This is a genomic window from Luteibacter sp. ME-Dv--P-043b, assembly GCF_030209605.1.
In the GTDB taxonomy this organism is placed as follows: domain Bacteria; phylum Pseudomonadota; class Gammaproteobacteria; order Xanthomonadales; family Rhodanobacteraceae; genus Luteibacter.
Genome location: NZ_JARVRT010000012.1, coordinates 1 through 24,914 on the forward strand (window position 1 = coordinate 1; position 24,914 = coordinate 24,914).

The following is a 24,914-nucleotide window of genomic DNA, read 5'->3' on the forward strand; positions in this document are numbered from 1 at the left end:
ATTCTATATCGTTTTTCGTTTCCGTCAACACCCTCGTGAAGCTTTTTTTCGAGGTTGTCGCCGAAGCGATATAGCTGCCGTAGCGTTTGCCTTTCGGCGTGGGCCGCTGCGGGAGGCGAATAATACGGTTTTCAGAAAGGGCTGCAACCCCCTTTCGTGAATTATTTTTGAAAGCGCCGTTAAATCAGGCGGATACGGGCGAAATTTCTTTTGCCGACCTGCAGCACACCCTCGAAACCGGCCACGAACGTGCGGGAAGCATCTTCCGCCACCTCGCCGTCGATACGCACGGCGCGCTCCTTGAGCTTGCGGTTCGCCTCGGAATTGCTGGGCGTGACGCCTGCGGCGGTAAGCAGGGAGGCCAGACGGAACCCTTCAGGGGGCACGGCGATCTCTGCGAGCGGAAGCAGGCTGGTATCGCCCTGCCCCGTTACCACGGCGTTCCAGCCGGCGATCGCCTGTTCTGCGGCGCCGGCATCGTGGAAGCGCGTGGCCAGTTCACGGGCCAGGCGGAGCTTGGCTTCCCTGGGATTGAGCGTGCCGGAGGCGACGTCGGCCTTCATGGCGGCCAGCTCATCCAGCGATACGTCGAAACTGAGCAGTTCGAACCAGCGCCACATGAGGTCATCGCCGATCTTCATCGTCTTGGTGACGATGTCGATGGCCGGTTCGTTGATACCTATGTAGTTGCCCAGCGACTTGGACATCTTGTTGACCCCGTCCAGGCCCTCCAGGAGGGGCATGGTCAGGACGATCTGCGGCGGCTGCCCGTGGTGCTCCTGCAGGGCGCGCCCCATCAGCAGGTTGAACCGCTGGTCGGTACCGCCCAGCTCGACGTCCGCCTTGAGGGCCACCGAGTCGTAGCCCTGCACCAGCGGATAGAGGAACTCGTGGATGGCGATGGGCTGCTCCGACTTGTACCGCTTGGCGAAGTCGTCGCGCTCCAGCATGCGCGCCACGGTATGGGTAGCGGCCAGGCGGATCATGTCCGCGGCCCCCATGCTGCCGAACCACTCTGCGTTGAAGCGCAGCTCGGTCTTCTCCCGGTCCAGCACCTTGAAGACCTGCTCGGCGTAGGTCTCGGCATTGGCCAGCACGTCCTCGCGGGTCAGCGGCTTGCGGGTGGCGTTCTTGCCCGTAGGGTCGCCGATCATCCCCGTGAAGTCGCCGATCAGGAAGATGACCTGGTGCCCGAGGTCCTGGAACTGGCGCATCTTGTTGAGCAGCACAGTGTGGCCGATGTGCAGGTCGGGGGCCGTGGGGTCGAATCCGGCCTTGATCCGCAGGGGGCGTCCCGTCTTGAGCCGTGCCTCGAGGTCGTCCTTCTTGATGATCTCGTCCGCGCCACGCGCGATCAGCGCGAGGGCCTGCTCCAGCTCGTTCATGCTTTCTCTCTATAGTCTGTAAGTCAGCGTCCTTCACATTTGTCAGTGAAGACGGCGTGGGGGTTAATTGTGCGTTAACCCCACGATGTGTTGCAAAGCCTTGATGGAAAAGGCGTTGACGGCCTTTACACGCGGCCGTTATGGTACGCGACAACTCGGGGCGAGCGGATAGACAAAGACGATGAGTGACGCAAACCGCAGGGCGCACAGCGCCCGCAAGCAGGCCATCCGGCGCAAGGCACAGCGCAGGCATTCGCACTTCTACGATTCGCGTGCCCATTGGTCGTTCAGTCGTAACGCCTCGGCCGAGCCGCTGAGCTGGAGCCGTGAGCGCTGGATTCTCGCCGGCACGGCGTTCCTCCTGGTCATCCTCTCCGCCCTGGTCATCCCCGCCTGGGCCGGTGCGATGAAGAAGCAGACGACGGTCACCGGTTCCGCGGTCACCGTGCCCATGGCCCTGTCGAAGTCCCACGCGGTCGTTCCGCTGGCCCTGCCGAAGATCGACCCCGCGTCCATCAAGCCGATCGCCCCGATCGAAGAATGGCAGACGGTGCAGGTCAAGCCGGGCCAGACCCTCGCCGACATCTTCCTGGCGCAGGGCCTGACCATGAACGACCTGCAGCACGTGATCGACGGTGCCGGCGGCGCAAAGGTTTTCCACCAGATCAAGCCGGGCCAGGAGTTCCAGTTCCTCGTCGGCGACGACCACACCCTCAAGGGCGTGCGCTTCGACCAGGACGAAGCCAACATCGCCACCCTGCGCATCGACGGCGACAAGCCCCAGCTGACGACGCAGACGCGCGACGTGCAGCATCGCGAGCACATCGTCCACGGCGTCATCGACGGTTCCCTGTTCGGCGCGGCCTCCCAGGCCGGCATGAGCAACGCGATGGTGCTGAAGCTGGCCGAGGTGTTCAAGTTCGACATCGACTTCGTGCAGGACCTGCGCGTCGGCGACAGCTTCACCGTCATCTACGACGACGTGTACAGCGACGGCTCGTTCCTGCGCGACGGCGATATCTCCGCCGCGGAGTTCGTCAACCAGGGCAAGCGCTATACCGCTTACCGCTACAAGAACGGCGACGGCAAATACAGCTACTACAGTGAGGAAGGGCGGCCGCTCACCGGTTCCTTCCTGCGTATCCCGGTCGACTTCACCCGCATCTCCTCGCAGTTCAGCGCCGGACGCATGCATCCGATCCTGGGCAAGATGCGCGCGCACAAGGGCGTGGACTACGCCGCCCCCACCGGCACGCCGATTCATGCCGCGGGCGATGGCGTGGTCAAGTTCCGCGGTTGGATGAACGGCTACGGCAACTTCGTGGTGATCCAGCACAACGCCACCATCAGCACCGCGTACGGCCACATGTCGAAGTTCGCCAACCTGCGCGTAGGTCAGCGGGTCAGCCAGGGCAGCACCATCGGCTTTGTCGGCATGACCGGCCTCGCCACCGGCCCTCACCTGCACTACGAATTCCGCGTCAACAACGTCCAGCGCGATCCGCAGACGGTAACGCTGCCGAAGCCGGAGCCGCTGCCGGCCGCCCAGCTGGCGAAGTTCCGGAAAGACGTGGTCGGACCGCAGCTGGCTCGCCTCAAGCAGATCGACAACAGCACCAAGCTCGCCCGTGTCGAAACCGGCGCGAACGGCACCGACTGATCGATGGCGCGTGCCGACGGCCTGTACATCGGCCTCATTTCAGGGACCAGCGCCGACGGCATCGACGCCGCGCTGGTCCGCTTCAAGAACGAACGCCCGGCCCTCGTCGCCGGGCTCACGTATCCCTGGGATAACGCCCTGCGCCAGCTGATCCTGGCCGTGGCGCAGGATGAGGAACGCCTCGACCTGGACCGCTACGGACGGCTCGATGTGGCCGTGGGCGTGGCCTTCGCCGATGCGGCCCAGGCCGTGCTGGCACGAGCCGGCGTGGCCCGGTCCGACGTTACCGCGATCGGCTCGCACGGCCAGACGATCCGCCACCGCCCCGGCGGTGACCACCCCTTCACCCTGCAGATCGGCGACGCCTCGGTGATTGCGGAACGCACCGGCATCGACACCGTGGCCGATTTCCGCCGCGCGGACGTCGCTGCCGGTGGTCAGGGGGCTCCGCTCGTACCGGCCTTCCACGCCACGGTGCTGCGCCCCGTGTCCGGCGCGCGCGTGGTGCTCAACCTGGGCGGCATCGCCAACATCACCTTGCTGGGCGCCGACGGCGGCGTGACCGGTTTCGACACCGGCCCCGCCAACGGGCTGATGGACGCCTGGTGCCTGCGCCACCGCGGGGAAGCCTTCGACCGTGACGGACGCTTCGCCGCGTCCGGCCGTGTGGACGCGCCGTTGCTGCGCGAACTGCTGGCCGATACGTATTTCGCGCTCGCGCCACCGAAAAGCACGGGACGTGAACACTTCCACCTCGCCTGGCTGGCGGCACACCCCCGCGTGGGCGAACTGCCCCCCGAGGATGTGCAGGCCACGCTGCTGGCACTGAGCGCGGTCAGCGTGGTGGAAGCGATCGAACGGCACGCGCCCGACGCCATCGACGTCGTCGCCTGCGGGGGTGGTGTGCACAATGCAGGCCTGATGCAGGCCATTGCCGATCGACTGGACGGCCCTCGGCTGCGGATGAGCACCGACTTCGGCATCGACCCCGACATGCTGGAAGCCATGGCGTTCGCCTGGCTGGCGTATCGCCGCCTGCGGGGCGAACCGGGCAACCTGCCGGTCGTGACCGGGGCGCGCGGCCCTCGACTACTGGGCGCCCTCTATGCGGCGCCTGCACCCGGACCGCTCGACGGCTAGACCCGCTCGGCGGGGCTTGCTTCGCTACGCGCTGCCGCGTCCGCCAGCGATGACGGCGAGGCCTGGGCCAACGCGGACAGCGCCTCCTGGAAGGCGGCCTGCTCCTGGGCATCCCAGGCACCGGTGAGGTGCGCGATGTCGCCGGGCTCGATCAGCAGTTCACTGAACACGTCGCCCGGACTCAAACCCAGCCCGTAGCGCAATGCGTGGAGGATCACTTCGTTGATCGACCAGCGGCGTTCGCGCGCGAGCGATTTGATCCGCTCGGCCATCTGCTCGTCGATGTGTCTCACGATGATATCTGGCACGTGCGTTTTACTCCTCGCGCATGCCCCCTGTGCCGGAAATCTTACACACATCCGGCCGGTGACCAAAACCGGCCGTGCGGCCTACGTCGCTTCGACAGCCATGGGGCGCGGCATCCGGTGCCACAGCAGCGCCAGCAGGACCAGGGTGGGCACGATGGACACGGTGCTGACGATGAAAAGCGCCGCGTAGCCCGAATCCTTGACCAGGAATCCCGAGAGCCCACCCAGCAGCTTGCCCGGCAGGTTGGCCAGCGCGCTCAGCAGCGCGTACTGCGTCGCGGTGAACCGGCGGTTGACCAGCCCCGACATGAAGGCCACCAGCACGGGCCCGGCAAAGCCCTGGGCAAAGTTGTCGCCGGACAGGGTGGCCACGAACGCCCAGGTCTGCCCGGGGTTCATCGCCATCAGCAGGTAGAGCAGGTTGGACACCGCGACGCCGATGGCGGAGATCACCAGCAGGCGGCGCATGTCGAAGCGGGTGACCGCCCAGCCGCCCAGCAGTGCGCCGACGATGCCGACGATCACGCCGTACACCTTCGACACCTCGGCGATCTGGGTCTTGCTGAAACCGGCGTCCAGGTAGAAGGGATAGGCCATGACCCCGAGCATCTGGTCCGGCAGGCGGAACAGGGCGACGAACAGCAGCAGGGCCAGCGCCAGCCCCAGACCGTAGCGCGAGAGGAAATCGCGGAACGGCCCGACGAAGCCCTCCTGGATCGCTACCCGCATGGGCACACGCTCGCGCACGCGGTGTTCCGGCTCGCGGGCCAGCAGCACGGCGATGACAGGGATGACCAGCAGGCCGCAGATGGCCACGTAGCCGCGTTGCCAACCGAGCGCGTCGGCGACGATCAGGATGCCGGCACCGCCGGCGATCAGCCCCAACCGATAGCCGAGCGTATAGGTGGCGGCCAGCGCGCCCTGGGCCTCGGGGGGCGCGATCTCCACGCGATAGGCATCCACCACGATATCGATGGTGGCGCCGGCGAAGGCGGCCACCAGGGTGACCGCCATGAAGCGCGCCAGGGAGAGCGTCGGTGGGAACGCGGCCATGCCGAGCAGGCCGACACCCAGCAACAGCAGGGCGAACATCAGCCAGCCGCGACGCAGGCCAAGGCGACCGAACAGTGGCAGGCGCCACTTGTCGACCAGCGGCGCCCACAGGAACTTGAAGTTATAGGCAAACGTGACGTAGCTGGCGACGCCGATCGCACCGTAATCGACGCCCGATTCCTTGAGCCACGCCGACAGCGTGTTGCCCACCAGGAGGAACGGCAACCCGGACGCCAGACCGAAGAAAAGCAGGGTGACGGCGCCCGGCTGGGCGAACGCGGCGGCGATACCACGCAAGCCCTTGTAGCGTGGCGCCGCGGCGGTATCGCTCACTCGGCGTAGTCCACGATGAAGGGCGCGTGGTCGGAAAAGCGCTCGTCGCGGTAGATCGAGCAGTCGCGCAGGCGATCGCGCAGGCCCGGGGTAACGATCTGGTAGTCGATCCGCCAACCCACGTTGTTGGCGCGGGCCTGGCCGCGATTGGACCACCAGGTGTACTCGACCGCCTCCGGCTTCAGCGCGCGGAAGCTGTCGACCCAGCCGATCTCCTTGAACAGGAGGTCGAGCCAGGCGCGTTCCTCGGGCAGGCAGCCGGAGTTCTTCTGGTTGGAGGTCCAGTTCTTGATGTCGTTTTTGGTGTGGACAATGTTCCAGTCGCCGCAGAGCACGTAGTCGCGTCCGCTGGCCGCCCATTCGCGGAGGATCGGCGTCAGCCACTCCATCACGCGGAACTTGTACTGCTGGCGCTCGTCGCCCGAGGAACCCGACGGAATGTAGAACGACACCACGCTGAGGTTGCCGTAGCGCGCCTCGATGTAGCGACCTTCGCAGTCGAAATCCTCGCGGCCCAGCGACACGCGCACTTCGTCCGGCTCACGGCGCGAGTAGATCGCAACACCGCTGTAGCCCTTCTTGCTGCGCGCGTCGTGGTAGAAGCAATGGTGCCCGTCGGGCCGGAACATCGGGTCGGTGAGCTGGTATTCCTGGGCCTTGGTTTCCTGCAGGCAGACCACGTCGGCCTCCTGCGTGCGCAACCATTCGAAGACACCCTTGGTGGCGGCGGAACGGATACCGTTGGCGTTGAGCGAGATGATGCGCATGGGACCTTGATCGGGCATTCGATGACCCGTCCATCATACCTGCGCCTACAATGCGCGCATGAGCCCGCCTGTCCGCGTCACGCCCGTCACCGCCGAACTTCGCGCCGCCGTCCTCGCGGTGGCCGTGCATCCCGGGCAGGTGCCGTTTGCCGGGCGCACCGCCGATTCGCTGGCCGATGCCGCGGTGTGCCCGGGCAGCGAGGCACTGGCGCTGCTGGTCGACGAGGCGGTGGTCGGCTACGTCCGCATCGACCGGCGCGCGACGGCCCTGGGCGATCATCCGCTGGCGGATGGCGCGGTGGCGCTGCGCTCTTTCATGATCGACGCGGGCCGGCAGGGACAGGGCCTCGGCCGCCGCGCCTTGGATGCCATCCAGGCCTATGCGGAAGGCCGCCATCCCGACCGCGAGCGCATCGTGTTGACGGTGAACCTGCGCAACGAGGCCGCCGTGCACCTCTACCGCCGCGCGGGCTATCGCGAAGACGACGAGCTGTACCATGGCGGTCCGGCCGGCCCGCAATACGTGATGTGGCGCCCGTTGCACCCCTGGACCCACTGAGAGATCCCCCCGTGTACGACTACCAGCGCGAATTCATCGAACTCACCCTGACCCGCGACGTGCTGCGCTTCGGCGACTTCACGCTGAAATCGGGGCGCAGCAGCCCGTATTTCTTCAACATGGGCCGGATTGATTCCGGTGCCGCCCTGGCCGGTCTCGGCCGGTCGTACGCGGCCGCGGCCACCCGCTCGGGCGTACCGTTCGACATGCTGTTCGGGCCGGCCTACAAGGGCATCGCCCTGGCCGCCGCCACGGCGATCGCGTTGGCCGACACCCAGGGGCGGGATGTGCCGTGGGCGTACAACCGCAAGGAAGCCAAGGATCACGGCGAAGGCGGCCACCTGGTCGGCGCGCCGCTGACCGGCCGCGTGCTCATCGTCGACGACGTGATGACCGCCGGCACGGCTGTGCGCGAATCCCTCGAGCTGATCCGTGCCCAGGGCGCGGAACCCGCCGGCGTGCTGATCGCGCTCGACCGGCAGGAACGCGGGCAAGGCGAGCTGTCGGCGGCGCAGGAAGTGGCCGCCCAGTTCGGCATCCCGGTCGTTGCCATCGCCACACTGGCCGACGTGCTGACCTATGCCGGCGAGCGGCCCGATCTGGCGACGGAACACCAGCGACTGCTGGCCTACCGCGAGCGATACGGCGTCCAGGCCTGAGCGTATCCGGCCAGGATGGCCGTCGGTGTCCAGCCTTGGGGAGGCGGGCGTAGCCTGTCACTCCCGGCTGGCTATACTCCTTGCACAGGAGGGGACACCATGCGAGCAGTGCGTTACATGATGGCGGCGACGGCCCTGTGCTTCGGCACGGCCGCGCTGGCCCAGGCCAACACCACGAACAACAACAACTTCCGCTACAAGTGGAAGGACGCCGGTGGCCATTCGTTCTTCAGCGACAGCCTGACCCCCGAGGCGATGAAGTCGGGCTACGACGTGGTCAACGCGCAGGGCGTGACGGTGCGCCATGTGGATCGCCAGCTGACGGCCGACGAACGCGAGGCCGCACGCAAGGTGGCCGAGCAGCAGGCCGCCGTCCAGGCGGCAGCCGACCAGCGCAAGCGTGACGATGCCCAGTTGCTCAATGCGTATCCCGATGAAACGGCATTCTCGACCGCCAAGCAAGCCGAGCTGGACAACGTCGAGCAGGCCGCCCGCACCACGCGCATGAACCTGCAGGGCCAGGAAAAGGCGCTGGCCGACCTTCTCAACCGCGCCGGTGACCTCGAGCGCAGCAAGCAGCCGGTGCCGCCTTACCTGAACGACCGGATCACCGAGCAGCGCAACACGGTGGCCGGACTGCGCGCGGCGCTACAACGGCAGCAGGCCGCCAAGGATGCCGCCCAGGTGAACATGGATGCGCAGCTGAAGCACTATCGCGAACTGAAGGCCGCGGACTCGTCCGGCCGCTGATCCCGCCCCGACCGGAACCCGCCGGTCAGAACGGCAGGGGCAGATCCGGGGCCACCGCCAGCAGGCGCTGGCGGAAGGCCTGCTTGATGCGCTCCAGCGCCTTCCCACTGTCCGCGTCGAAACGGAAGATCAGTGCGGGCGAGGTGTTGGATGCACGCACCAGTCCCCAGCCGTCGGGCCAGTCCACGCGGACCCCGTCGATCGTCGTCACCCGGGCGTCGTCGAACGTCGCACCGGCGCGGAACGCGTCCATGAAGCGGAACGCCATGCCTTCCTCCGCCACCGGCAACTTCAGCTCGGGGGTGGATACGCTCCGGGGCAAGGTATCGAACAGCTCGGCGACGCTGCGTTCTTCCGGGTCGCCGGCGACGATCTCCAGCAGGCGCGCCGCGGCGTAGATGCCGTCGTCGAAACCGTACCAGCGGTTGTTGTCGGCGAAGAAGAAATGGCCGCTCATCTCGCCCGCCAGGGCGGCGCCGGTCTCGCGCATCTTCGCCTTGATCAGCGAGTGCCCGGTGCGCCACATCAGCGGCACCCCCGCGGCATCCTGGATGACCTTGCGCAGGTGCCCCGTGCATTTCACGTCGTAGATCACCGTGGCGCCGGGATTGCGGGAAAGCACATCGCCGGCGAACAGCATCAGCAGCCGGTCCGCGTCGATGACCTCACCCTTGGCGGTGACCACGCCGAGGCGGTCGCCGTCGCCATCGAAGGCGACGCCCAGGTCCGCGCCGAGGGCGTGCACCGCCGCGATCAGGTCAGCCAGGTTGCGCGGATCGGACGGATCGGGGTGGTGGTTGGGGAACGTGCCGTCGACATCGCAATACAGCGGGATGACTTCACAGCCGATCCCTTCGAGGACGCGAGGCGCCACCAAGCCGGCCACGCCGTTGCCGGCATCCACGACGACCTTGAGGCGCCGCTCGGCGGACACGTCACCCACGATGCGGGCCACGTAGGCATCGAGCACGGGTTGCTCGCGCCAGGTGCCGACGCCGTCGTCGCGCAGTTGACCCTCGACGATCCGGCGGTGCAGGTCGGCGATGGCCGCTTCGGCCAGGGTCTCGCCGCCGACCACGATCTTGAACCCGTTGTGGTCGGCTGCGTTGTGGCTGCCGGTGACCGCCACGCCGCAGCCGGTGCCCAGGTGGAACGCCGCGAAGTACACCAGCGGCGACGGCGCCAGGCCGATATCGATCACGTCGATGCCGGCGGCGCGCAGGCCCTCCGACAGGCCGCGCGCCAGCGACTCCCCGGACAGCCGGCCGTCACGCCCGACCACCATCTCGTGCAGGCCACGCTCGGCCATCAGGCCGCCGATCGCCTGGCCGATGCGATGGGCTACATCCGGCGTGAGCGAGGTGCCGGCCACGCCGCGAATGTCGTAGGCGCGAAACATCGACGCGTCGAGCGCCGTCGCCATGGCCGGGGTAGACGGCGGCGCCGGTGCGACCCGCGCCCGCTCACCCGGGGCATCGCCCGGGTGGACCGATGCGGGCGGCAGGCGCGGCTTGCGCGGCACCTCGGCCACCAGGAGTTCGGGCTCCGCGGGCGCCTCGATCCGTACCGGACGGCGCCGGCTGGACCACAGCAGGAACCCACCCGCGCCCAGGCCGATCAGGCTGAGCAGCGCCGCCAGCGGCACCGAGTGCGGAATGACGATGAAGGCCTGCGGCATGGCCGCCACGACATACAGGGACGTGCCGGGGACGACCGTCTCCTGGCCATCCGAATCGACCGAGGTCGAGCCCTTGGCCAGCAACGTGATGCCACTTTCCCCGCTGCCCTGCCGGAGCGAGAGCCGACCGCCGCCGGGCGAGGCGGCGTCGAAGCGCGCCACGATGTCGTCGAACGGGTACTCCAGCCAGGCCCAGGCGCGCAGCGTGCCGCCGACGGCGATCGGCTCGGCCACGGAAAGGAAGCGCCGATTGCCGCGTACGGCGGTGGCGGCGACGGGCGGCTCGGACGAGCCCAGCGCGGCCAGCAACTGCGCCGCCTTGGCGTAACCGAACTCACGGAAATTGGCTCGAACGACCTCGTCCAGGCCGGCGCTGTATACCTCGACCACGGCGGCGGCCGGCAGCAACGCATGCAGTTGCGCGGCCGCGGCGGCGTGATCGTCGATCGCCGCCTGGACGGCGGGGGCGGCGGTCGCCTGCAGGAATTGCTGGCGTTTGGCGCCATAGAGCTGGCCGAGATCGCGCACGACCTGGCGCTGCGCGTCGCGCGTGCGCTCCGCCGCGGCACCCTCATCGGCGATCAGCCAGGCCTGCCAGGCACAGAACGCGCCCACCACGATGAGCAGCGTCGCGCCGGCCAGAGGTAGCAGACCTCGCAGATCGGCGCGGGATGCCCGCCCTTCCCCGCCCTTTTTCCCAGCCATGGTGCCCCTCGTTTCCCCTGGCGAATCAGCCGATACCGGTCGAGCCGAACCCGCCTTCGCCCCGCTGCGACGGCGTGAACCCTTCCACCACGCGCAAGCGTGGACGCCCCACCGGCACGAGCAGCAACTGTGCTACCCGATCGCCTGGTGCGATGGTGACATCGGCGTTACCGCGATTCCAGCAGGAAATCATCAGGGGGCCCTGGTAGTCGGCATCGATCACGCCGACCAAGTTGCCCATGACCAGGCCCTGCTTATGGCCCAGGCCCGAACGCGGCACGATCAGCGCGCACCAGGCGGGGTCGCCGATGTGGATGGCCAGGCCGGTGGGCACCAGCTGGCTTTCGCCCGGCGCGAGCGTGACCGGGGCATCGACCGCCGCGCGCAGGTCCATGCCCGCGCTGCCTGCCGTGGCCGGCTCCGGCAGGGGAATGCTGGTGCCCAGGCGCGGGTCGAGGAGTTTCAGTTCGATGTCGATCAAGGGGTGCTTCCGTGTCCGGCGAGGAAATGTCGGGCGACATGCGCGATGAGATGACGGGCCAGCTCGGTCTTGGCCGTACGGGCCAGCGCGATGTCGCCATCGTGCCAGTAGAGATGCAGGGCGTTGTCCGCCACCTCGAAACCCTTGCCCGCGCCCACGTCGTTCGCGGCGATCATGTCCAGGCCCTTGCGCCGCAGTTTGTCCTGCGCGTACCCGGCCACATCGCGCGTTTCGGCGGCGAAGCCGACCAGGAAGGGATGGACCGGGCGCGCAGCCAGCGCGGCGATGATGTCGGGATTTTCCGTCAGCTCGAGACGCAGCGGCGAGCCGGCGGTCTTCTTCAGCTTGTGCCCTGCCAGCTCCGCAGGACGGTAATCGCCCACCGCGGCGGCGCCGATGTAGATGTCCGCGCCGTCCGCCGCGGTCAGCACCGCATCGTGCATCTGCCGTGCACTGCGCACGTCCACGCGGTGCACGCCGGCGGGCGTGGTCATCGCGACGGGGCCCGCCACCAGGGTGACCTCCGCACCGGCGTCCCGCGCCGCGGCGGCCACGGCGAAACCCATGCGTCCGGAGCTGCGGTTGCCGATGAAGCGCACCGGGTCGATGTCTTCGTACGTGGGGCCGGCGCTGACCACGACACGACGGCCGCGCAACGGTTGCTCGCCGAACGAGGCGACGAGGATGTCGCGCAGTTCGTGTGGCTCCAGCATGCGGCCGGAGCCGATATCGCCACACGCCTGGTCGCCATCGGCCGGGCCCAGCACCTCGACACCGCGGACCCGCAGCGTACCGATGTTGGCCTGGACGGCGAGATGGGCCCACATCTGCTGGTTCATGGCCGGCGCGACGTAGACGGGCGCCGCCGTGGCCAGCACCACGGTGGTCAGCAGGTCGTCCGCATGCCCATGGGCCAGCCGCGCCAGTGTGTCCGCACTGGCCGGTGCGATCAGCACGCGCTCGGCCCAGCGGGCGAGCTCGATATGGCCCATCGCGGCCTCGCCTTGTTCATCCCACAGGCTGACCCGCACGGGCTGGCCCGAGAGCGCCTGGAAGGTGGTCGGCGTGACGAAGTGCGTGGCGCCCTCGGTCATCACCACGCGTACCTCGGCCTGCAGGTCGCGTAGACGACGAACGAGCTCGCAGATCTTGTAGGCGGCGATGCCGCCGGTGACGCCGATCAGGATGCGACGCTGATGAAGACTCATGGCGGAACGGCGCGGTGGCGGGGGTCGGTCAGCTTAGCGGATTTCCGCGCAGCAGGCGGCGCGAGAAAGGCCTTGCGAGATACCTCGCCTCACGGCTTTACCACAGGCTCGTCGCCGGCGTGGGCCGAGACCGCGCTTCCCGCCGCGCTGGCGGCGACCGCAACGAACCGGTCCACGGGGCAGAGCGTCACGCCGCCACACGCCGGCTGTGCCAGCACCTGTCGCACCAGGGCACCGGCCGCCGTCATGTTTCCGGCTCGCAGCGCATCCAGTGTCGGCATGGCGACCGTGAGGCGAACGGCCTTGCCGGTGGGCGTCTGCACCAGGTCGTAGACCAGGGCACCGCCGGGCGGGTAGTCGTCAGCCCGCGTGGCCTCGTGCCAGTCCAGCCCGAGCACGCCCGCCTGCGCCGCCAGGTCGGTATCGTGACCGAGCAGCACCAGCACGCGCGTGCCCGGCGCCACGAGGGACTTGACCGAGGTCGGTTGGGCGGCCGCCTGCGCCAGCGTCGCCGTGACATACGCCAGCATCGTGCCGCCACGCGACCGCGAGGCGGCGGCGGGCGTGGCATGCGCCAGCCGGAACGACGCATTGTGCAGTCCGATGAGGCGCGCGACGCCCGGGGCGTCGAGTCGGCCCCAGCCGTACTGCGCCGCGGGCATGCCTTCCACATAGCCGAGCATGATGTTCTCGGACAGCGAGCCCGCCGTCTTCAGGGCCTTCGCCGCGTCACCCCCCAGCAGCACCTGCTTGCCCCCGGCCTTCGCCCGGGCGAGGCAGGCGTCGTCGTGGCACCCCAGCAGCACCTGCTGCAAGACGGCCAGGGTCTGAAGGATCGGCGTGTCGATGGCCGCGGCCTGGATGCCACCGCCATCGTCGTCATCGCCGGCGGCCGCGCCGCGGAACAGCGGATCGTCCTGGCCCACGGGAAACGCCTGGTAAACGGGCGCGCAGCCGGGGGAGAGGCCCGCCAGCAGCGCCACGGCACTGGCCTGGTTACGCGCGGTGCTGTCCGCGATCACCCGCACCTCGCCCTTGCAACTGTCGTGAGGCAGCCCCGCGTCGCGCAGGTCCTGACTCAGGCGTCCACCGAGCGAGCGCAAGGTGTCGCGGCCATGGTCTGTGAGTTGTCCAGGCGGCACCGGCCACGAGGGCCAGGGATCGCTGGCATACCGGGCCAGATCCGCCGGTGCCTTGGTCGGCGAGCGGATGCCATGGCGCATCAGGATCACCCGCTCAAGCACGCGCGGCGACGTGCCTGCGTCCACGGCCCCGGCCGCCGGTGCGGAAAGGCCCAGCACCGCGACCACGGCCAGCAGGCGCCACACGGTCGGCGCCCTCACAGCTTCAACGACAGGTCGAGGAAGACGCCGCGCCCGGGCAGGCCCCAGTAGAGGGCGTCGCCGCTGACGCTCTGCGTACCCGCGTAGCCGATGAACTTGTGGACGTTGAACAGGTTGTTGACGTCCATGCTGACGGACCAGCCCTTGCCGGTCGGACCGCCGTCGGCACTGCGATAGCCCAGGGCGGCGTCGGTGGAAACGTACGCGGCCAGGCGGTGGTCGTCGACGAACACCGTATTGCCGCTGCCGTCGGTCGCGTTGTCGCTACCGTACTGGGCACCGATGAACTTGGCCATCACCGAACCGTAGTAGCCGAGCGGACTGCTGTACAGCACACCCAGCGCGGCGGTGAGCTTCGGCGTACCGGCGATGCGCGTGTCGGTGTGCTTGTAGGTCGCCTCGTTGTAGGTCGCATTGCCATAAAGGCTGAGCGCCGGCGTCAGCGCGAAGGTGCCCTCCACTTCGGCGCCCTTGTAGATCGCGCCGCCCGCATTCAGGTAGGTCGGCTGCTGACCCACATCCGTGTTGACGAGCGTGGAAGCGAGGTAGTTCCGGAAGTCGATGTAATAGACATCGGCCCCGAAGGTCAGCCCGCGATCGGCATACGCCGTGCCGATCTGGTAGTTCGTGGTGGTTTCCGGATCCAGCTTGCGCGAGCCCGACAGTTCGATCACGTCGATGGGTGGCGCAAGAAAGCCCTTCGCCACCTGTGCATAGCCGGCCCACCGATCGCTGAAGCTGTCGTGCAGGCTGAGCGACGGCAACAGGGCGTTGTAGTTGGCGGAGTCGTACTGCGATACCCGTGCATTCTGCTTGCTGACGGGCGCGCTCATCTGCCGCGTGACGGTGCTGTAGCGCGCACCCGGGCTCAGGGTGAGGGCATCGGTGATCGACCAGTCGTACTGCACATAGGGTTGGAACGTGTCGGTGCGGTCGCGCAAGAGATAGTTATACGTCGAGCCGTACTTGGTGCCCGTCGCCACGCCGGTGGTCAGGTCGAGCGGGTACTGGTAACGGGCGTCCTGGCTGCGTTCCAGCCATGCACCGGTCTGCAACTGCCCAGGGCCCAGTTCGCGTTCGAACCGCAGCACGTCACCGAACGCATGGAAGCCGGAGTCGGACAGTTTGCCGGGCACGTCGTGCTTCAGCGTGGAAACCTTCTTGCCCGCCGCGTTGTACACGGTCACCCCGTTATCCGCCGGGTTGTCGTCGGTCGCGTCGGTGGTCTTGCGGGCCCAGTGATCGAACGTATTGAGATAGGCCTTGTTATCCATGGTCCACGCGCCAAGCTGCGTCACGAGACCCACGTAGGTGAAGCTGGAGTAGTACGCGGCGTTGTTGTAGCCCTTGTAGCTTTGCAGCAACGGATCGTCGGTCAGGCCGCGACGCCAGCCGAACTGGTCGATCTGCTGCTTCGTGGCGCCCTGCACCGTGTTCTGGTGTTCGCGGTTGTAGCTGCTGACGAAGGTAAGCGTGGTACCCGGCGACAGCGTGGTGAGGGTCTTGATGAACGCATGCTCGCGCTCGTCGTCCACCCCCTTCAGGTAGGTATCGCTCTTTTCCTTCGAGATGTCGGCAAAGATGCGCGTGTTGCCGATGGTCTCGTCGGCGCTCACGCCGCCGGCCAGCGTGTTCCAGCTACCTGCGGTGGTATAGAGCGTCACCCCGTCGACCTTGGCGGGATCGCGCGAACGCAGGCCCACCGTGCCGCCGAAGGTGGCGTTACCGAGGGTGGCGCCACCGCCCGGACCGCGATCGATCTCCGCCTGGCCCAGCACGTGGTTATTGAAGTAGGCCGAGGTGGTGTGATGCAGGTCACTCGCGTCGCCGAAAGGAATGCCGTCGAAGGTGATGTTGAACTGGCCGTCCTGGAAGCCGCGGATGCTGATGCCTTCGTTCTTGCCCATGCCCGGGCCTTCCGGCGATGTAACGGTGACACTGGGCGAGTACTTGATGATGTCGTCGAAGTTCGCGTTGAAGCGCAGGCCGTCGCGAATGAAGCGCTCGTCGATCACCGAGGTGGGCTGCGTGGCTTCCAGCGGCGGCGCGCTGGGCGCGAGCGTATCGACGGTGTTGGCCTGCACGCTTACCGGAGCGAGGTCGCGCGGTGTGCCTTCGGCCCCATCGATCGGGGGGAGCGTGTCGGCGCGGCGAGCGGCCGCGACGCTTTTGTCGGGATGGCCTGCCGGCACCAGCGTGACCGTGGAGGCGGTGACGAAGCGATAGTCCAGCCCCGTTCCCGCCAGCAGCGCATGCAGTTGCCCCCGTGGTTCGAGGCCGGCGGGAACCGCCGTGCTGCGCAGGGCGTGCACGGCATCCGGCGTATACACCACCTGCAGGCCGGTCTGGCGCGCGAACGTGTCCAGGGCCTGATCGAGCGGCAGCGCGGCGATCGGCGCCTCGTTGGCGACCTGCGCCGCAAGGACCGACAGCGGCAGCGTACCGAGCAGCACGGCAAGGGAGAAGGCGAGTGTGTTTCGCATGCGGGAGAGCTCGTGAAGGGAGACAGGGCGCAACGTGGCGCATGTCACATACGAGTCAGGGGGAACCAGGTCGGGTACCGTTTTCTTCGTGAATCTTTTCTTACAGCCGCGCCGCGGCGCCGCCATGCCCGCGGCGGGCAATGTGGATACCCTCGCCGTCACGGTGCACCTCCACCCCCGGAAGCGTCTGCAGATAGGCGATGAAACCGGACGGGTCACGCGCGTGGAAGCGTCCGCTGATCCGCGTCCCGGCCACCTGCGCATCGTCGATCAGCAGGGGCGGCTGGCCGTAGTGGTTGAAGCGCCGGGCGACGTCCGCCACGGGCGCATCGTGGAAATCGATCTCCGCGGGCAACCAGGCGAGGTCGCTCGACAGGTCCGCGTGCGGCTCCAGATGGGTGAGGCTGCCGTCGCTGGCCAGGGTGGCGTGTTCGCCGGCTCTAAGGTGGGCGACGACCTGGGGAGCGCTTTTCGCCGTCCACGACCATGGTCGGTCTTCGTGCGGCGCCATCACGTCGACCTGCCCGCTCAGCACGATGACCTCGCCCGCACGGGGTGTGGCCGTGACCTGGAAAACGGTGCCGATGTCGCGGAGCGTGGTACGCCCCAGGGTCACCGTGAGCGGCGCGTCGGAACGGTGGCCCACGTCGAGCAGCATCGTTCCGTCGAGGACGGCGACGTCGCGGCGGGCGGCGTCCAGGTTCACGCGGATACGGCTGCCGCGATCGAGCTGGATGCGGCTGCCGTCGGCCAGGTCGATGCTGCGCACGGCATCGATCGGCGCGGTGTAGACGATGCCGGGCGGCGCGTCCTGCCGGGGCCATGTGGCAAGCACGACCCACGCGATGGCGACGGCCGTGGTTAACGCGCCAGCGATCCACGGCCAGTGACGCATGCGTCTCGTGGCGTGGCGTGGCCGCGCGCGGCGGGCAGGGTCCACCGCACCCGGCCGCAACACGACCACGGCCGGCTCGCAGGCGGCCTGCGCGACCAGAACCGACGCGGCGACCGGCTCACGGGCGGCGGCCTCCTTCATGTCCTGGTCGAGCTGCACCGTGGCCATGTATTCGGCGACGTGCGCCGGCGAGTGGCGCAGCCAGTTCACGAAGGCGACGCGCGAGGCTTCGTCCAGCCCCTCGCGACTGGCAAGCAGCCACTGGCCGGCTTCCTCGGCGATACGCCGGGCCGCGAGCGTGGTCGGATCATGCATAACGCGCCATTCCTTGCCGGCATGCGGCCAGTCCCTTGACGATGTACTTCTTCACCATGTGCACCGACAGATCGAGCTGGTCGGCGATGTCGCGGTAACTCAGGTCGTCGCGGTAATGCAGCAGCATCACCGCCCGGCACTTCGGGGACAGCCTTTCCATCAGCGCCAGCAGTCGCTTGCTGCGCACATCGCGGTCCACGTCGGCTTCGGCATGGCACGGCGTCGCCAGGCGCTCCAGCAGGTCGTCGCGACCAACGTCCTCCCGCGCGCCCGGCTGCCGACCGCACGCACGCTGGCGGAGCAGGTTGGTGGCCACGGTGAACAGGTAGGCCTCCGGGTTGCGGATGCTCTCCGGGTCGGCGGACAGCAGGCGCAGGTAGGTCTCCTGGACCAGGTCCTGCGCATCCCAGGCATGGCCGGTACGGCTGCGGACGTAGCGATGCAGCGGCCCGTCCTGTTCGAGCAGGACGTGGGCCAGGCCGTTGGGGGAATCGGACATCGAACTCACAGGGGCGGAGCGGCGCGTGAGGCGGTTACGCCTCGGCAGAGCCTGGGAGGCTGAGCGTAGGTAGGGTTGGTTACCGGGATATGACGTCGGAGCGGACGTTACGGCAGCTACGGAAATGACGTCTTCGCGTAGATGCCCGGCAGCATGGAAGCGAGGTCGTCACCATCGACACAAAGCTTCAGGCCGGACGATTCCCCGTAGACCAAGTTGAAATAGGGCTGGTGCGAAGACTGCTGCGCGCACACAGCCAGAAACGACTCGTCGTGAACGGCAGCGTCTGCCAGGCGGAATGCATCGGCCAGCTCGCTGGCTGCGCCACCCTCTTCAACAGTGGCGTCCGACAGGCCACAGACGTGAACCGCCTCGGCAAGAAGCGCAGGCAAGCTCGATGCGTCGCGCCGGAATAGCGGGAATTCATCGACACCCCCATGCACCACGACCGTATATCTGCCTGACACATCGCGATAGCCGTCGATCTTTATAAGGACGGGGTTGCCCAACCTTGCCATACCGCAAAGTACCGGCACGAGCCGAGCGACCTCCTGCCATTCGGAGGCCCTCATGTTCCGTCGGTTTTCATAGGTAAGGCTCATGAAGCCGTCCGTCATGCATGCCAGGGTCGAGGATCAAAGGGTACTGCTGCCCGCATGGTACGCACTGCAATCACCTACATGCCGAACCCGCCGTCGCTCGCACGGCGCGGTGCCGCCTCCTCGGCAATGCGTGAAGAAGCCATTTTTCAGAATCGTTCTATCGCCACCGGAACCCGACACGCCTAACGTGGAGATCACGCCAGCCATCGGTCGGCCTACGGAAACCAAGCCCATGAAGCAGGGCCATCACCCTCACTCGGCGGTGCGCGACGGCACACCGGTTTTTGTTACGCGGGCGGCGCCCGCTCTGACCATCCGGCAGTGGCCGGTGGGCGATCGGCCGCGCGAGCGCCTGCATGCCCACGGCGCGGCGGCGCTGTCCGACGCAGAGCTGCTGGCGGTCGTGCTGGGCAACGGCGTGCCCGGGCGCGATGCCGTCGCCACCGGCCGGGCGTTGCTGGCGCAGGCGGGCAGCCTGGGGCGACTGCTGGCGGACCCGGACCACCTGCCCAGGCTGGCCGGTGTCGGGCCGGCCAAACGCGCGCGGCTGGTCGCCACGATCGAACTGGCACGCCGGTCGCTGCGCGAGAAGCTGGCCGACCTCCCGGCGATCACCTCCCCCGAGGACAGCGCGGACTACCTCACAGCGCGGTTGAGGCACTTACCCTACGAAGTGTTCGCCTGCCTGTTCCTGGACAGTCGTCATCGGGTGCTCGGATACGAGGAACTGTTCCGTGGGACGCTGGACGGCGCCAGCGTCTATCCACGAGAGGTGGTGCGTGCGTGCCTGCGCTACCACGCCGGTGCCGTGATCCTCGCCCATAATCACCCCTCGGGCGCCGCCGAGCCCAGCCGGGCGGACTGCGAGATCACCCGCGTGCTGGTGGACGCCTTGGCGCTGATGGATATCCGGGTGCTGGATCACCTGGTTATCGGCCACGGGGCACCGGTCTCGATGGCCGCTATCGGGCTGTTGTAGGCCAGGATGACAGGCAAAAAAACGGCGCGAGTGCCGCTCGCGCCGTTGGGGGTCACCACTTCGAGGGAGGGGCGCGGTGAGCCCATGTGCCCTTGGGCCGGGGAGACGCCGGGGCACGGAAAGAAGTGTGGCCAAGCGCGATGACAACGACATGACGCCCTGCATCACGGGCCATGACGACACCCCGGGGCACTTGCGCGATTCGACTTATGCACATTCCGAAGAATTGCCACTTGGACGTCACACTTGCTGTCCTGGCACAGGAGAGTGACTCAACCAATTGTTTTGGATGGTCTTTTCTTGTTACGCAAACGTGTCAGACGGCCGTCGTGGCCTTGTGGCATGCCGGCAGCACTTATTGCCCACAGACTTATCCACAGGCTGGCGCAGGCCGATGGCGATACCCGCGACCGGGTTTCGTGCCCCTTCTGATAGGATTGCCGGTTCCATATCCGCGTCGCCCATCCCGTGAAAGCACAGCTTAAACAACTCGTCCTGCAGGCCATCGGGGCCATGCGGGAGTCCGGCAAGCTGCCGTCCGACTTCGTCGCGCCGACGTTCGTGATCGAACGCACGCGCAGCCGCGAGCACGGCGATTTTGCGACCAATGTCGCGATGATGATGGCGAAGGCCGCCGGCCGTAAGCCCCGCGACCTGGCAACCGACCTGGTCGAGTCGCTGCCGGCATCCCCGCTGGTCGGCAAGGTGGACATCGCCGGTCCCGGGTTCGTCAACTTCTTCCTGGCCCCGGCGGCCTTTCATGCCGAGATCGACAGGGCGCTGGCCGAAGGCGACCGCTACGGCCACAACCGCGATGGTGGCGGCCGCACGGCGGGCGTGGAATTCGTCTCGGCCAATCCGACCGGCCCCCTGCATGTAGGCCACGGTCGCGCGGCGGCCATCGGCGACAGCCTCAGCCGCTTGCTGGCCGCCAGCGGCTGGAAGGTGTTCCGCGAGTTCTACTACAACGACGCGGGCGTGCAGATCGCCAACCTGGCGCTGTCCACGCAGGCGCGCGCCAGGGGCATCGCCCCGGACGAGGCCGGCTGGCCGGAGTCTGGCTACCGCGGCGACTACATCGCCGAAGTGGCGCGGGCCTTCCTGGCCCGGGAATCGGTCGACGCCGATGGCGAGACCGTCATCGCCAGCGGCGATGCGGACAGCCTGGACGATATCCGCCGTTTCGCCGTGGCCTACCTACGCCACGAGCAGGATCTGGACCTGAAGGCGTTTGGTGTCGGCTTCGACGTCTATTTCCTGGAGTCGTCGCTCTACAGCGAGGGCAAGGTCGACGAGACCGTGAAGGAACTGGTCGCCCACGGCCATACCTACGAGGAAGGCGGTGCGCTCTGGCTGCGCTCGACGGATTTCGGTGACGACAAGGACCGCGTCATGCGCAAGTCCGATGGCACGTTCACCTACTTCCTGCCGGACGTGGCTTACCACCGCACCAAGTGGCAGCGCGGCTACGAGCGCGCCATCACCGAGCTGGGTTCCGATCACCATGGCTCGCTGGCCCGCGTGAAAGCCGGCCTGCAGGCGCTCGACACGGGCATCCCGAAGCACTGGCCCGAGTACGTGCTGCACCAGATGGTGACGGTGATGCGCGGCGGCGAAGAGGTGAAGATCTCCAAGCGCGCCGGCTCCTACGTCACCCTGCGCGACCTCATCGACGAGGCCGGGCGCGACGCCACGCGTTACTTCCTGATCGCCCGCAAGGCCGACTCGCAGCTGGTCTTCGATATCGACCTGGCGTGCTCGCAGAGCAACGACAACCCGGTCTATTACATCCAGTACGCGCATGCCCGCGCCTGCCGCGTCTTCCGCGAACTGGCCGATCGTGGCCTGTCGACGGATCGGGGCAACGGGCTGGCGAAGCTCGACCTGCTCGCCACCGAGCATGAGTCGGCACTGATGGTCGAACTGTCGCGGTACCCGGAGATGGTCGAGTCCGCGGCGGCCAACCTGGAACCGCACCTGATCGCGCAATACCTGCGCGAGCTTGCCGGCGCGCTGCACAGCTACTATCACGAGCACAAGTGGATCGTGGACGACGCCGACCTGCGCGACGCCCGCCTCGCCCTGGTGGCGGCAACACAGCAGGTGCTGCGCAACGGCCTGGATCTGCTGGGCATTTCCGCCCCGGAGAGCATGTAATGGCGACACGCAAGAAGGCGACGAAGGGCCGTCAGGCCGTCCGCAACGGTTCCAGCGGCATGCCCGGCTGGGGCTGGGCACTGATCGGCATCCTGGCCGGCGCACTGCTGATGGCCTTCGCGATGCGCGGCACGCTGATCCCCATGATGCAGAAGCAGCAGGGGCCGGCGCCGAATCCCGAGGCCACCGCCCAGAAGGGCAGCGATCCGGGCGTGGTCGAGCAGACCGCGCCGGAGAAGCCCAAGAAGCCGTCGTACGACTTCTACTCCGTGCTGTCGGAGAAGGAAGTCCGCATTCCGGATGCGGAGATCCGCGCCCAGGCCAGCGCCGAAGCCCAGCAGCAGAAGCAACAGCAGCAGTTGCAGGCCACGCAGCAGGCGCAGGCCCAGCAGGCCGCCGCCGCGCAACAGCAGCAGGCACAGGCGCAACAGGCCGCGGCGAACCTGCCGAAGGCCGCCACGCAGACCGTGACCGCCGTTCCCGCCCAGCCGGCCGCGCCTGCGGCGTCGGGCGGTTCCGGGTACCTGTTGCAGGTGGGCGCGTTCCCGAGCGCGGCTGACGCCGAAGCCCTGAAGGCCAAGCTGGCCCTGCAGGGGTTCGTCGCCAACGTGCAGTCGGTAAAGGTCGGCGCCCAGACTTACAACCGCGTGCGCCTGGGGCCGTTCAAGTCGGCGACCGACCTGGAAGGCACCAAGCAGCGGTTGCAGTCGGCGGGGATCAGCGCCATTGCCTTGAAGGAAGGCAGCTAAACCCCGCAAGCCATGACGGGTAACGCCCCTTACTTCGGGGCGTCCTTGCCGACGGTCTCCGCCAGATAGGTGTAGCCGGTCAGGCCCTTGTCCAGCGATGCCGACAATACCTCCGCTTCTTCGCCGGTAATGCCGGCGGCCGCAAGACGGTCGGCGTAGGACTGGCGCAGCTGCTTCAGGTCGTAGCCGACGTAATCGAGCATCAGATCCGTGGTGTCGCCATGACGGATGTGGTCGAACTCGTAGCCGCCCGCGGTGGCACGGACGTTGACGGCATCGGTATCGCCGAACAGGTTGTGGATGTCGCCCAGGGTCTCCTGGTAGGCGCCGACCATGAAGATACCCAGTCGATACGACTGGTCGTCCCGCAGCGCGTGCAGCGGCAGGCTGACGTCCACGCCTTCGGCATCCACGTAGTGGTCGATACGGCCGTCCGAGTCGCAGGTGAGATCGGCGATGACGCCGCGCCGCGTCGGTTCCTCGTCCAGGCGCGAGATCGGCACGATCGGGAAGATCTGGTCGATCGCCCAGATATCCGGCACCGATTCGAACACCGAGAAATTGACGAAGTACTTGTCGACCAGCTTCTCGTCCAGGTCGTCCAGCGCCTGGCGATGGGCACGCTCTGCCGGCAGCAGGCGCGGGCGCACGGCATTGGCGATGGCGTAGAACAGGTCGTCCAGCTTTGCGCGGTCACGCAGGTCCAGCTGGCCCAGTGCATACAGCGCCTGGCCTTCAGCGAAATGGTGCTGCGCCTCGTGGAACAGCTCCAGCGGCGGGCGGGTATCCAGTTCGGCATGGGTCTCGCGCAGGTGGCGCAGCACCGTGGGCTCGTCCGCGCGCGGTTCGGGTATGGCGCCCTCGGGCACGGGCTCCACTTCCGACACGTTCACCACCATCACGGCGTGATGGGCGGTCATGGCGCGACCGGACTCGGTGAAGATGGTCGGCGCCGGCATGCCGTGTTCGGCCACGGCCTCGGCCAGCGGCTGCACGATGCTGGCGGCGTACTGGCCCAGGCTGTAATTGATCGAGTTGTAGCTGCGCGAGCGCGTGCCCTCGTAGTCCACGCCCAGGCCACCGCCGACATCGACCACGTCGATGGGCACGCCCAGCCGGTGCAGTTCGACGAAGTAACGCACCGCTTCGCGCATGCCAGCCGCGATATCGCGAACGTTGGAGATCTGCGAGCCCATGTGGAAATGCTGCAGCTTCAGCGTGTGCTTGAGGCCCGCGGCCTCCAGGCGCTCGATCAGCTCCAGCACCTGGCCGGGGCTGAGGCCGAACTTGCCCTTGTCGCCACCGGTGTTCTGCCACTTGCCGGCGCCGATCGAGGCCAGGCGCACGCGCACGCCGAGCAGCGGCTCGACATCCAGTGCCTTCGCCTCGGCGAACACGTGATCGAGCTCCGACAGCTTCTCGATCACGATGTGCACGCGCAGGCCCAACTTGCGGCCGATCAGGGCGAGGCGGACGTATTCGCGATCCTTGTAGCCATTGCAGACCACCATGCTGCCGGGGCGGGCGTAGGCCAGCACCGCCATCAGCTCGGGCTTGGAACCGGCTTCGAGGCCGAAACCTTCTTCGCCCGCCGCGACCAGCTCGCTGACCACGCCGCGCTGCTGGTTGACCTTGATCGGGTAGATCGCCGTGTAGGAGCCGGCGTAGTCCACATCGTCGATCGCCTTGGCGAAGGCTTCCTGCAAGCGGGCGAGGCGGTCGGCGAGGATGTCCGGGAAACGGACGAGCAGCGGCAGCCGCAGTCCTTCGGCCGTGGCCTGTTCGACGATGGCGGGCAGATCGAGGGTCGGGCCCTCGTCGCCACGCGGGCGCATCTGCAGGTGGCCGTTGGCCGCGACATCGACATAGCCATTGCTCCAGTGCGGGATGGCGTAGGTCAGCTTCGCGCGTTCGGTGGTCCAGTTCGTCATGGTGGCGACGATCTCCAAGTGATTGTGTCGTGTCCCCGTGGGGGGCGCGGAACAGTCGCAGCGGCGAACCTTGACCTGAAGCGGGTCTGGCGACCGGGAGCCTCGCACGCCGCGGGGCCGACCAGACTGGGCCCGCCCCGCCGGTTAGGGCGGGACAGACCTCCTAGTGTAACGGCGCCGGATGACATCCGTGTATCGCGCCTACCGGCCTGGCAGGGCGGCGACTTGGCCGATTTCGGGCCGGGAGCCGGTACAATCCCTGATTTGGCCCCCTA

21 protein-coding genes are annotated in these 24,914 nt (G+C 67.6%); 8 read left to right on the top strand and 13 right to left on the bottom strand.

Annotation, left to right across the window (positions count from 1 at the left end):
- Positions 1-179 precede the first annotated feature (179 nt).
- Positions 180-1,385 (bottom strand): tyrosine--tRNA ligase, encoded by a 1,206-nt coding sequence (gene tyrS, locus QRN34_RS06780; protein WP_285403181.1) that lies wholly within the window; start codon positions 1,383-1,385, stop codon positions 180-182.
- 181 nt (positions 1,386-1,566) lie between these two features.
- Here tyrS and QRN34_RS06785 point away from each other — a divergent pair, with 181 nt between their 5' ends.
- Both QRN34_RS06785 and QRN34_RS06790 read left to right on the top strand, forming a co-directional pair.
- The gene (locus QRN34_RS06785) at positions 1,567-3,045 is read left to right on the top strand and encodes a peptidoglycan DD-metalloendopeptidase family protein (RefSeq protein WP_285403183.1); all 1,479 of its coding nucleotides are present in this window, start codon (positions 1,567-1,569) and stop codon (positions 3,043-3,045) included.
- A gap of 3 nt (positions 3,046-3,048) precedes the next feature.
- Positions 3,049-4,185, top strand: coding sequence for an anhydro-N-acetylmuramic acid kinase (locus QRN34_RS06790; RefSeq protein ID WP_285403185.1), 1,137 nt, complete (start codon positions 3,049-3,051; stop codon positions 4,183-4,185).
- On the opposite strand, the gene QRN34_RS06795 is transcribed toward QRN34_RS06790, so the two are convergent.
- From QRN34_RS06795 to QRN34_RS06805, 3 genes are all read right to left on the bottom strand, one after another.
- Positions 4,182-4,493 (bottom strand): hypothetical protein, encoded by a 312-nt coding sequence (locus QRN34_RS06795; protein WP_285403187.1) that lies wholly within the window; start codon positions 4,491-4,493, stop codon positions 4,182-4,184. The genes QRN34_RS06790 and QRN34_RS06795 overlap by 4 nt on opposite strands.
- Positions 4,494-4,574: 81 nt before the next feature.
- Positions 4,575-5,879 (bottom strand): MFS transporter, encoded by a 1,305-nt coding sequence (locus QRN34_RS06800; RefSeq protein ID WP_285403200.1) that lies wholly within the window; start codon positions 5,877-5,879, stop codon positions 4,575-4,577.
- Positions 5,876-6,646 carry an exodeoxyribonuclease III gene (locus QRN34_RS06805; protein ID WP_285403478.1) on the bottom strand — a complete coding sequence of 257 codons (771 nt, stop codon included), beginning with the start codon at positions 6,644-6,646 and terminating at the stop codon, positions 5,876-5,878. The genes QRN34_RS06800 and QRN34_RS06805 overlap by 4 nt, the downstream gene beginning before the upstream one ends.
- Before the next feature lie 58 nt (positions 6,647-6,704).
- Here QRN34_RS06805 and QRN34_RS06810 point away from each other — a divergent pair, with 58 nt between their 5' ends.
- From QRN34_RS06810 to QRN34_RS06820, 3 genes are all read left to right on the top strand, one after another.
- On the top strand, positions 6,705-7,205 hold the full coding sequence (locus tag QRN34_RS06810) for an N-acetyltransferase (protein ID WP_285403201.1): 501 nt from the start codon (positions 6,705-6,707) through the stop codon (positions 7,203-7,205).
- 11 nt (positions 7,206-7,216) lie between these two features.
- Positions 7,217-7,864, top strand: a complete 648-nt coding sequence (gene pyrE, locus QRN34_RS06815; RefSeq protein ID WP_285403203.1) for an orotate phosphoribosyltransferase — start codon at positions 7,217-7,219, stop codon at positions 7,862-7,864.
- Positions 7,865-7,963: 99 nt separating this feature from the next.
- Entirely contained in the window at positions 7,964-8,614 is a 651-nt protein-coding gene (locus QRN34_RS06820; RefSeq protein ID WP_285403205.1) for a DUF4124 domain-containing protein, read from the top strand.
- A gap of 25 nt (positions 8,615-8,639) precedes the next feature.
- Here the strand turns inward: QRN34_RS06820 and QRN34_RS06825 are convergent, their stop codons facing one another.
- The 8 genes from QRN34_RS06825 to QRN34_RS06860 all read right to left on the bottom strand — a co-directional run bounded on the left by QRN34_RS06825 (position 8,640) and on the right by QRN34_RS06860 (position 18,823).
- The gene (locus QRN34_RS06825; RefSeq protein ID WP_285403208.1) at positions 8,640-10,997 is read right to left on the bottom strand and encodes a phosphomannomutase/phosphoglucomutase; all 2,358 of its coding nucleotides are present in this window, start codon (positions 10,995-10,997) and stop codon (positions 8,640-8,642) included.
- Between the two features lie 25 nt (positions 10,998-11,022).
- Positions 11,023-11,478: a dUTP diphosphatase gene (gene dut, locus QRN34_RS06830; protein WP_285403210.1), complete on the bottom strand. Its 456-nt coding sequence runs from the start codon at positions 11,476-11,478 to the stop codon at positions 11,023-11,025.
- Positions 11,475-12,686 carry a bifunctional phosphopantothenoylcysteine decarboxylase/phosphopantothenate--cysteine ligase CoaBC gene (gene coaBC, locus QRN34_RS06835; protein WP_285403212.1) on the bottom strand — a complete coding sequence of 404 codons (1,212 nt, stop codon included), beginning with the start codon at positions 12,684-12,686 and terminating at the stop codon, positions 11,475-11,477. The genes dut and coaBC overlap by 4 nt, the downstream gene beginning before the upstream one ends.
- A gap of 89 nt (positions 12,687-12,775) precedes the next feature.
- A complete protein-coding gene (locus QRN34_RS06840; protein WP_285403214.1) occupies positions 12,776-14,014 on the bottom strand; it encodes a histidine-type phosphatase in 1,239 nt (412 codons plus the stop codon).
- An 11-nt stretch (positions 14,015-14,025) separates the two neighbouring features.
- Complete coding sequence (locus QRN34_RS06845; protein WP_285403216.1) at positions 14,026-16,512, bottom strand: TonB-dependent receptor; 2,487 nt, start codon at positions 16,510-16,512, stop codon at positions 14,026-14,028.
- 100 nt (positions 16,513-16,612) lie between these two features.
- Positions 16,613-17,722, bottom strand: coding sequence for a FecR domain-containing protein (locus tag QRN34_RS06850; RefSeq protein WP_285403218.1), 1,110 nt, complete (start codon positions 17,720-17,722; stop codon positions 16,613-16,615).
- The gene (locus QRN34_RS06855) at positions 17,715-18,221 is read right to left on the bottom strand and encodes a sigma-70 family RNA polymerase sigma factor (protein WP_285403220.1); all 507 of its coding nucleotides are present in this window, start codon (positions 18,219-18,221) and stop codon (positions 17,715-17,717) included. Before QRN34_RS06855 ends, QRN34_RS06850 begins: the two co-directional genes overlap by 8 nt.
- A gap of 116 nt (positions 18,222-18,337) precedes the next feature.
- Complete coding sequence (locus tag QRN34_RS06860) at positions 18,338-18,823, bottom strand: hypothetical protein (RefSeq protein ID WP_285403222.1); 486 nt, start codon at positions 18,821-18,823, stop codon at positions 18,338-18,340.
- 307 nt (positions 18,824-19,130) lie between these two features.
- Here QRN34_RS06860 and radC point away from each other — a divergent pair, with 307 nt between their 5' ends.
- From radC to QRN34_RS06875, 3 genes are all read left to right on the top strand, one after another.
- The gene (gene radC, locus QRN34_RS06865) at positions 19,131-19,802 is read left to right on the top strand and encodes a DNA repair protein RadC (protein ID WP_285403480.1); all 672 of its coding nucleotides are present in this window, start codon (positions 19,131-19,133) and stop codon (positions 19,800-19,802) included.
- 468 nt (positions 19,803-20,270) lie between these two features.
- Complete coding sequence (gene argS, locus QRN34_RS06870) at positions 20,271-21,959, top strand: arginine--tRNA ligase (protein ID WP_285403224.1); 1,689 nt, start codon at positions 20,271-20,273, stop codon at positions 21,957-21,959.
- Positions 21,959-22,708: an SPOR domain-containing protein gene (locus QRN34_RS06875; protein WP_285403226.1), complete on the top strand. Its 750-nt coding sequence runs from the start codon at positions 21,959-21,961 to the stop codon at positions 22,706-22,708. The genes argS and QRN34_RS06875 overlap by 1 nt, the downstream gene beginning before the upstream one ends.
- A 29-nt stretch (positions 22,709-22,737) precedes the next feature.
- On the opposite strand, the gene speA is transcribed toward QRN34_RS06875, so the two are convergent.
- Positions 22,738-24,639 (bottom strand): arginine decarboxylase, encoded by a 1,902-nt coding sequence (gene speA / locus QRN34_RS06880; protein ID WP_285403228.1) that lies wholly within the window; start codon positions 24,637-24,639, stop codon positions 22,738-22,740.
- Between the last annotated feature and the right edge of the window lie 275 nt (positions 24,640-24,914).